General features: G+C 58.7%; 7 protein-coding genes. 6 read left to right on the forward strand and 1 reads right to left on the reverse strand.

The window, feature by feature from the left end; genetic code table 11:
• Both H6B10_RS09790 and H6B10_RS09795 read left to right on the forward strand, forming a co-directional pair.
• The coding region (locus H6B10_RS09790; protein ID WP_204651436.1) for a fibronectin type III-like domain-contianing protein at nucleotides 1-1086 on the forward strand (1086 nt) is incomplete at its 5' end.
• Nucleotides 1064-1621, forward strand: coding sequence for a glycoside hydrolase family 3 N-terminal domain-containing protein (locus H6B10_RS09795; RefSeq protein ID WP_204651442.1), 558 nt, complete (start codon nucleotides 1064-1066; stop codon nucleotides 1619-1621). The genes H6B10_RS09790 and H6B10_RS09795, both read left to right, overlap by 23 nt.
• 149 nt (nucleotides 1622-1770) lie before the next feature.
• On the opposite strand, the gene fba is transcribed toward H6B10_RS09795, so the two are convergent.
• Nucleotides 1771-2634 carry a class II fructose-1,6-bisphosphate aldolase gene (gene fba, locus H6B10_RS09800; protein WP_204651437.1) on the reverse strand — a complete coding sequence of 288 codons (864 nt, stop codon included), beginning with the start codon at nucleotides 2632-2634 and terminating at the stop codon, nucleotides 1771-1773.
• Nucleotides 2635-3245: 611 nt separating this feature from the next.
• Between fba and rlmB the strand changes: the two genes are divergently transcribed.
• The 4 genes from rlmB to H6B10_RS09820 form a co-directional block, all read left to right on the forward strand.
• Nucleotides 3246-4028: a 23S rRNA (guanosine(2251)-2'-O)-methyltransferase RlmB gene (gene rlmB / locus H6B10_RS09805; protein WP_204651438.1), complete on the forward strand. Its 783-nt coding sequence runs from the start codon at nucleotides 3246-3248 to the stop codon at nucleotides 4026-4028.
• A 33-nt stretch (nucleotides 4029-4061) separates the two neighbouring features.
• Complete coding sequence (locus H6B10_RS09810) at nucleotides 4062-7850, forward strand: hypothetical protein (protein WP_204651439.1); 3789 nt, start codon at nucleotides 4062-4064, stop codon at nucleotides 7848-7850.
• 104 nt (nucleotides 7851-7954) lie between these two features.
• Nucleotides 7955-8326 carry a transposase gene (locus H6B10_RS09815; protein ID WP_204651440.1) on the forward strand — a complete coding sequence of 124 codons (372 nt, stop codon included), beginning with the start codon at nucleotides 7955-7957 and terminating at the stop codon, nucleotides 8324-8326.
• Nucleotides 8327-8353: 27 nt separating this feature from the next.
• A partial coding sequence (locus H6B10_RS09820; RefSeq protein WP_204651441.1) for a putative manganese transporter occupies nucleotides 8354-9192 on the forward strand: 839 nt, incomplete at its 3' end.

Raw genomic sequence — 9192 nt, forward strand, 5'->3', positions numbered from 1 at the left:
CGGTATGGTTTTGGTTTTGGCTTAAGTTACACCACGTTCCGGGTGGAAACCACGGATATTTGCACGGCGGCAGATGGCGGCGTCACGGTACAGGCAGCTGTCACCAACACCGGCGCAGCAGCAGGCCGTGAGGTGGTGCAAGTCTATGTGGGGCTGCCCGATGGAAGACTGGAAAAAGAAGCCCGTCGACTGGTTGCTTTTGGAAAGACGGCGCTGCTGCAGCCCGGCGAAATGCAGACACTGGCATTGACCTTTGGGCCGGAGCAGCTGGAAAGCTATGACGAAGATAGCTCTGCCTGGATTCTGGAGCAGGGACTTTACGGCATTTATGTGGGTACGTCTTTGCAGGAAAGCACCCTGCGGGCCGGACTGCAGTTGACCCAGGATAAAGTCCTGGCCCGCACCCAGGCGATCTGCCCGCTGCAGCAGGAACTGAAGGTGCTGTCCCTGCCGGCAGAAAAGCGGGCGGCACGGTATGCGGCGATGCAGGCGGAAGCTGCCAAGGTAACGGTGCTGCCCTATGATCTTTCGGCAGTGGAAACACGTACCGTGGATTACCGATTGCAGGAACCGCAGGATGAAGCGGCAAAGTTGGTGGATACGCTGACCCGGGAACAGCTGATCCGCCTGGCTACCGGGGAACCCAGCAAGGGGCAGAGTGACAGCAATGACAGCGACAAAGTCAGCGCATTGGGCAGTGCCGGTGCAGCGGTTCCCGGTTCCGCTGCCGAAACCAGCAGTGCAGCGCTGGCACAGGGCATCGCCAACATGGTCCTGGCAGACGGCCCGGCGGGATTGCGCCTGACCCAGACTTACTATGTGAAGAATGGCGGGGCACAGCCGGTCCCGATGGAGATGAGCCTGGAACATGGACTTTTCTATGATGGACCTGTACCGGAAGGGGAGCCGTACCACCAGTACTGCACAGCCATTCCTGTCGGAACTATGTTGGCCCAGACCTGGGACCTGCCGCTGCTGCGGGAAGTAGGCACGGCTGTGGGCAAAGAAATGAAGATTTTCGGCGTACAGCTTTGGCTGGCGCCGGGTATGAACATTCACCGCAATCCTCTTTGCGGCCAATTTTGAATATTATGCCGAGGACCCGCTGCTAAGCGGCCGCTGTGCGGCAGCCATCACCAACGGGGTACAAAGCCATCCCGGCATTGGCACCACCATCAAGCATTATGCCTGCAACAACCAGGAGGACAACCGCATGGCTTCCGACAGCATTCTGACGGAACGCACTTTGCGGGAAATTTACCTGAAAGGATTTGAAATCGCCATCCGGGAAGCAAAGCCCCGTTCCATCATGACCAGCTATAACCTGATCAATGGTGTCCATGCGGCCAACTGCTACGATATCTGCACCAAGGCGGCGCGCTGCGAATTTGGTTTTGACGGCGTGATCATGACCGATTGGACCACCACCAACGTGGATGATACCTGCACCGCTTCCGGCTGTATGCGTGCCGGCAACAATGTGGTCATGCCCGGCATGGATATGGACCACGAGAATCTTCGCAAGGAATTGGCGGACGGTACACTTACTTTGGACGAACTGAAACGCTGCGTGACGCGCCTGGTTCGTGTGATCCTGCATTCCGATTGCTACGAGCAGTAAGATCATCCACCTTGGCGGATGCGTTGCCTGCCATAAAAAAAGACCTGTCTTTCCCACAGCCTGTCGGGCGGGGGAAAGGCAGGTCTTTCGTTTTGGGGCAGCAAACAAAAAAGCCGGTGGAAAATCCACCGGCTCTGAACAGAGTCGAATTAAGCCTTGTTGGCAGAACCAAACAGCTCGATCTTCTCGCGGACGGTCGCCTTGATGGCGTCGGCACCGGGAGCGAGCAGCTTGCGGGGGTCAAAGCCCTTGCCCTGCAGATCCTTGCCCGCTTCGATGTACTTGCGGGTGGCGTCGGCAAAGCTCAGCTGGCACTCGGTGTTGACGTTGATCTTGGAAACGCCCAGGCTGATGGCCTTCTTGATCATGTCCTCGGGGATGCCGGTGCCGCCGTGCAGAACCAGAGGAATGTTGTTGGTAGCAGCATGGATCTTGTCCAGAGCGTCGAAGTCCAGGCCCTTCCAGTTGGCAGGGTACTTGCCATGGATGTTGCCGATACCGGCGGCCAGGAAGTCGATGCCCAGGCCGGCGATCTTGGCGCACTGCTCGGGATCGGCGATCTCGCCCATACCCACAACGCCGTCTTCTTCGCCGCCGATGGAGCCGACCTCAGCCTCGATGGACAGGCCGTGGTCATGTGCCAGAGCAACCAGCTCGGTGGTCTTGGCAACGTTCTCGTCGATGTCGTAGTGGCTGCCGTCAAACATGATGGAGGTGAAGCCGGCGGCGACGCAGGCCTTGGCGCCCTCGTAGGTGCCGTGGTCCAGGTGCAGGGCAACGGGAACCGTGATGCCCAGGCTCTCGTCCATGGCCTTGACCATGGCAGCAACGGTCTTGAAACCGGTCATATATTTGCCTGCGCCCTCAGAAACACCGAGGATAACAGGGGAATTGAGTTCCTGCGCAGTCAGCAGGATGCTCTTGGTCCACTCCAGGTTGTTGATGTTGAACTGGCCCACTGCATAGTGGCCGTCCCGCGCTTTCAGCAGCATATTGGTAGCATTTACCAGCATATCACATACCTCCACATGATGTTTTCGGAAAGGGCACACCGACCCCCGGTGTGCCATCGAATTCATTATACCCTGACTTTGACAAAAAAGCAACAACATTTTTCGGCATAGGATATGTACTTTTTGCCCATGGTGACAACCGGTGTCCGACACTGGGGAATTTTGTAAATTTCGCGGTAAAATCTGGAAGATGTGCCTTGGAATTTGATCGCTTTGCACAGGTGGAAAACCGGGTTATCCGCCCTGTTATGGGGAAAACTTTTCAACAACCGGTGCAAAACCCAGGTTCCAAATGGTGGAAAAGCGGATTGGAATGCGGGTTTTCCACACTTTCCACAGAGTTTTCCACAATGGGAAAATTGCGCTCCTGTCTACAAATTGTATAAAGGATGATACAGCGATGAATCCAAAAAGGCGTTTGCACTTTTGGCGCATGCTGTCGGGAAAAGATGTAAAAACGGGACGCTGACCCGACAAAAAGTTCAAAAAAAGATGACAAAGCCGCGGCCGATGTGCTATACTGTTATCTGTATAGTCAGCAATTATAATAAGAATGATACAATAAACAAGGAAAGACAGGGGGCTTTTTGCCGCCCTGCAGGAGGTATGGGATGGAAAAGCCGGGCCGTGGACAGGCAGAACAGCGCCCCGATACGTTGGTGTGGGGCAAGAACCCTGTGACCGAACTGTTGAAAAGCGGTGATGCGGTAGATACCGTGTATCTGGCCGATTCGCTGCCGCAGGCGGTGGCAGGGTATTATACGGCTCTGGCCAAGCAGAGCGGTGCGGTAGTCAAGCGGGTGCCGGGCAACAAGCTGCAAAAAATCTGCGCAACGGCGGACCACCAGGGCGTGGCAGCCCGTGCCGCAGAGGTGAGCTATGCTGCGCTGGAAGATTTGTTTGCCGCGGCGCAGGCCAAAGGGGAAGATCCGTTCCTGGTATTGTGCGACGGTGTGGAAGACCCGCATAATCTGGGGGCGATCATCCGGTCGGCCTACCTGTGCGGTGCTCATGGCGTTATCATCCCCAAACGCGGCGGTGTGGGTGTGACCGGAACGGTGATGAAAGCCAGTGCCGGCGCGGCTGCCCGCCTGCCGGTGGCCCGTGTGACCAATCTGGCCCAGACCATCCGTACCATTAAGGAACATAACATCTTTGTATACTGCGCCGACCTGGGCGGTGCTCCGCTGTCCCGGACCGATCTCTCCGGTCCGGTGGCACTGGTGCTGGGCAGCGAAGGCGGCGGCCCCGGTGCGCTCACACGGAAACTGTGTGACGCAGCTGTAACGTTGGAGATGGCCCCCGGCCAGGCGACCGGTGTGGACAGCTACAATGTTAGCGTGGCGGCAGGCATTCTGTGCTATGACGTCCTGCGTCGCCGCAGCGGGAAGTGAATTTCACCTTTTTTGTAAAGGGAGCAATCAAACATGCCAAGCAAACGTACCAATGATTCTGTGGATCGCATTTTGCAGGATCTTAACCAGCAGCAGACGGCTGCCGGTGTGCAGGACACGGTGACGGATCATCAGGTGGATGAGATCCTGCGCAGTGTGGGGATTTCTACCACGCCGCTGCGGGGAACACCGGAACAGGATCACCGTATCGCGTTTTCGGGGTTGGATGATCTGGATAATTTTGAGGACTTTCGCAGTGCGGCTCCTCGTACGGCACAGCCGGCCCGGACAACCCCGGCGCAGCCTGCCGCGAATACGGCAAGACCGGCCGAGACCGTGCGTCCGGCACCCCAAAAGGCAGCCCCGGTGCAGTCTGTACCCCAGCCGGAGCCGCAGGCTGAACCTCAGAAAGATCCCGGCGATACCACCGGCACATTGGGAGATACGACCCGCACGGGGATCATCAAGGGCTTTTTGCTGAAAATGGCACCGGATGCCGATGCCGCCAACACCGATGCGCTGAATCAGGGAAAAAATCAGTTCCAGAAATTTTTCCGGGATTCGGTGGCGGTAGTTCCGGATGAAAACGGAAAAATACGGGAACCGGGCAGAAAGAAGCGCGGTCTTTTCGGTCTGAAATCGGCCGAGGATACCGATGAATTTGTGCCGATCAATGTTTCCCTGGGCGGCGGTGCACAGCAGAACCAGCCCGAGGAAGAACCCCCGCTTGAAGAGGAGCAGGAAGAGTATTTCCCGGATCGGGAACAGGAGCCGGCAGCGCCGCAGACCTCCAGAAAAAAAGGGCTGTTCGGGAATCTGTTTGGCGGGCGTGATTCCGTCACGGAAGAAATCGTAATTCCCGAAGAGCGGCAGGAAGAGCCGCCTGTGGTGTACCGTGCAACGCGTCAGCCCGAGCCGGAAGCGGAAGAACCCGAAGAACCGCAGGGCGATACAGTGGAAAATGTCTGGCGCAGCAAGTATACCCGTACACCGGTGGCACCGGCGCCTGTTTCGGAACCGGAAGGGGATACGATGGAGATGCTGCGCGGCATCAAAAAAGCCGTGCGTTCTACGCCTGCCAGCGCAGGCAATACTACGACCATCTACCGCAAAAAGCGTAATACGGTGGAGTTTACACCGGGCCAGAAGGTCCGCAAGGCTCCGCCGGCACAGGCTATGCCGGAACCGCCGGCCGGGGAACCGGTAGGCGAACCCATCAATTTGCCCAGCCGGCAGCCGGTCAACTCCGGGTTCACCATGCAGTTGGGGGCCATGGATGCCTCCCCGGTGGACAGCACTCAGGATTTTATGGCTGCTTACAATGCCGTGCGTCCCCGGCAGGCGTCGCGCCGTGCCGAGGCACAGCCCACTGTACAGACACCGTCCGTACAGCAGCCGATGGAAACGGCCATGCCGCAAGATACGCCCCGGGCGGAATCTGCGCAGTATGCAGGCCGTGACCCTTACGCCGATACCCAGGTGGTGGGTCTGCCCCAGCAGGACAGTCTGCTGGCACGCCGTGAACCGGATGATGTGGACGAACTGGTGGATACATTGACCGGCAAAATCCGTCTGACACCGCAGGCCCCGGCACATACCGGATTCACCCAGGACCTGGGCGGTGGTTCCCAGGCAGCATCTGCCCACAGCGGATTCACCCAGGATTTGGGCGGTCCTTCCCAGCCGGTATCGGGGCACAGTGGTTTCACCCAGGATTTGGGCGGCGGAACCCCGGCAGCACCTGCCCACAGCGGGTTTACCCAGAATCTGGGGGGCGAGATGGGACCGGCTGACGTATCTACCGGATTTACCCAGAACCTCAACGGGGCCGAACCGGCGGAACCGGGGACGGCTTCCTTTGTAAAGGATATTGCCCAGGCAATCAACACCGGTGCAGTGTCTGACCGTACCCAGCGGTTTGATACTGCAGCAGCCCGGCTGACGGCTTCGCTGGAAGATGAAGTGGAACAGCAGGAGCGCCGTGCGAACCGCCGTGCCCGTGTGGGCAAACGCGTAAAGGATGCCATCCGTCTGGGCGGTACTGCCGATGATGAACAGGCGGATGTTTCTGCCCAGCCTTTTGAAACGGCTGAAATTCCGGCCATTCGCCGCCATGAATATGAACGTGCCGAGGATGCGCCGACGGTGCGCCGGGAACTGGCACAGGATGTTCTGTACTACACCACAGCCAGCCTGGCAACCGGTGTGATTGCCGCGGTACTCCTGGTTTTGGGGCTTTTGGCGGCAGCGCTTCCGGTTTTGCCGGGACCGCTGGCTGATCCCATGGTGTATCCGGCGGTGGCCTTGGTTCTGCTGCTGGTGGCCGGCGGCATCTGCTGGCGTACCATGCTTGCCGGTGTGTTGGGCCTTGCCAAGCGTCCCACGCCGGACAGTTTGGCGATCCTGCCGCTGATTGGTGCTGTGATCCAGTGCATTGTGCTGCTGGCAGGGCAGCTGTATACCGAAGAAATCACGCTGATGGCCGGACCTGCCGTGCTGGTGCTGTGCCTGAACACCATTGGCAAGCGGATGAACGCCTGTACCATACAGGCCAATTTCCGGTTGGTCAGTGCCAAGGTGGAACATTCCGTAGCATACCGGCTGAAAGACGCAGGGGCTTTGCGCGCCATGACCACCGGTCTGGCGGAACCGCATCCCAATGTGCTGATCAACCGTCCGACCCAGATTTTCCGCAGCTTTTTGACCAACAGTGCGGCGGCCGGTACCAGCGACAAGAACCAGCAGCAGTTTGCCTGGCTGGCAGGGGCTTGCGCGCTGGTGGCCATGCTGATCACGCTGATCCGTACCAAGGACGGCGCCATGGCAGTGACCGTGCTGGCCAGCGTGCTGTGCCTGGGTGCCCCGCTGGCGGGAACGCTGCTTTCGGCGCTGCCTGCCCGCATGATGCAGCGCAGTGCCGCCCAGGTAGGGGCGGTGATCCCCGGTTGGCGGGATATTCGTCAGCTGGGCCGTATCAATGTGATTCAGGTTACGGCGCGGGATCTTTTCCCGACCGGTTGTGTGACGTTGTCCGGTATCAAACCGGTCAAGCCCGAACACATCGACCTGGCGATTGTCTATGCAGCCTCCATTCTGGCGGAAGCCGGGCCCACCCTGCGGGAAGTGTTCCTTGGCATGCTGGGCGAAAACCGCAATCTGCTGGCCCAGGTGGATGACCGGGAAACGATTTACGGTAAGGGCTATGTGGGTTGGATCAACAAGCGCCGGGTCCTGGTGGGCAACCGCGCCTTGATGCAGGATTACGGCGTCAAGGTCCCCAGTCTGGAATATGAGCAGCACCATACGGTGAACCAGCGCCGGGTGATTTATCTGGCGGTTTCCGGTAAGATGTTTGCCATGTTCCAGGTGGCTTACCAGCGCGACCCCGATACGGCGGTGGTGCTGGAAAGCCTGCGCCGTACCGGCCTTTCGCTGGTGGTGGACTGTGACGATTTCAACTGCGATGTACAACTGCTGGAAGCTGCCTACAGTCTGCCCGCCGGCTCCGTGAAGGTGCTCAGCGCGGCAGAGCGCAAAACGCTGGACCCGGCGGTTGCCTGGCTGCCGGAAAGCGAAGGCAATATGCTGCATCTGGGCAGCTTTGCCAGCTTTGTGGGCGGTCTGGAAGCCGCTGCCGGTGCAGCGGAGGGCGAACATAAATCCTCTGTGCTGGTATCGGCGTCGGTGCTTTTTGGCTGTGTGCTGGGTGTTTTGCTGACGTTGACCGGCGGACTGACCAGTTTGCCGCTGCTGGCTTTGGTACTGTACCAGGCGGCATGGTGTGTACTGGCTATGATTTTCCCGCTGATCCAGCGGTATTAACAAAAACAAGGCAGGTCTGCATTGGGCGGACCGTGCATGGAACCGGGGCGGGGGCCCCATAACGGAAAGGGGCCTTGCCTGTGTATCGAGCCCGGGAAAAACAAATGTCGATTTACGACTATCTGCCGCCCTATCACGGGGAACTCAGTGGTCGGAACCGCTGGTTGCTGCTGGCAGATGCCATTGACTGGGACCGTTTTGAGAATTATTACAGTCAAATGTTTGCACCTGGTGGCAAAGCGGCCATTTCGGCGCGGGTCGCGCTGGGATGCCGCATCATTCAGCTGCATTATCGGGTGTCGGACCGGGAGGTCGTGGCCCTGGTGCAGGAAAGTCCCTATCTGCAATATTTTTTGGGAATGGAAACGTTCAGCAACAGTATGCCGTTTTCGGCCCGCACCGTGGCCCGGTTCCGCACCCGGATTCCGGACAAAGCGGTACGGCCGGCGGTCAAACTGCTGCGCAGTTTCCGCTGAAACAATACAACATAGATTAGAGGGGTTATGGAATTATTTGTAGATGCGCTGCGGGATGCTTTGACCGACAGCGTAAAAATGCTGCCGTTTTTGTATCTGGCGTACCTGTTGATCGAATGGCTGGAACGCCACCACGGGGCCCGTATTGAGCAGGCCCTGGCAGGCGGCGGCCGCTGGGGTTTTGTGCCCGGCGCAGTCCTGGGCTGTGTGCCCCAATGCGGGTTCAGTGCGGTGGCGTCCAACCTGTACGCCAGCCGGGTCATCACACCCGGCACGCTGCTGGCTGTCTTTATTGCTACCAGCGATGAAGCGGTGCCGCTGCTGGCGGCAGAACCGTCCAAGTGGACCAGCCTGGTGGTACTCTTGCTTTGTAAAGCGGTTTTTGGTATGGTGGGCGGTGCGCTGCTGGATGTGCCGCTGCGCCATGTACTGCCCCATTCGCTGTATGGCGGTTATGCCGGTCATGCGGACGAAGTGGATTGCCATGAGGAGCATGAGGAGCACAGCGGCATCTGGCTGGCGGCTTTGCGCCACACGCTGGAGATTTTTCTGTTTATCTTGTTGTTCAGCCTGCTCATCGGTCTGGTTTTTGCCTGGATCGGTGAGGAAACCATCACCGCAGCGCTGGCCGGTATGGGCGTTCTGCAGCCTATGCTGACAGCTTTGGTCGGTCTGGTACCCAACTGTGCCGCCAGTGTACTGTTGGCGCAGTTGTATATTGAAGGAGCCATCTCTTTCGGCAGCCTGTTTGCCGGTCTGACGGCCGGTGCCGGTGTGGGGCTGGCCGTACTGTGGCGGGTCAATCCCAGCTGGAAGCAGAACCTGTTCATGACGGGACTTCTGTGGGCGGTCGGCGCCATAGCCGG

Source organism: Gemmiger formicilis (assembly GCF_016901605.1).
GTDB lineage: Bacteria > Bacillota > Clostridia > Oscillospirales > Ruminococcaceae > Gemmiger > Gemmiger formicilis_B.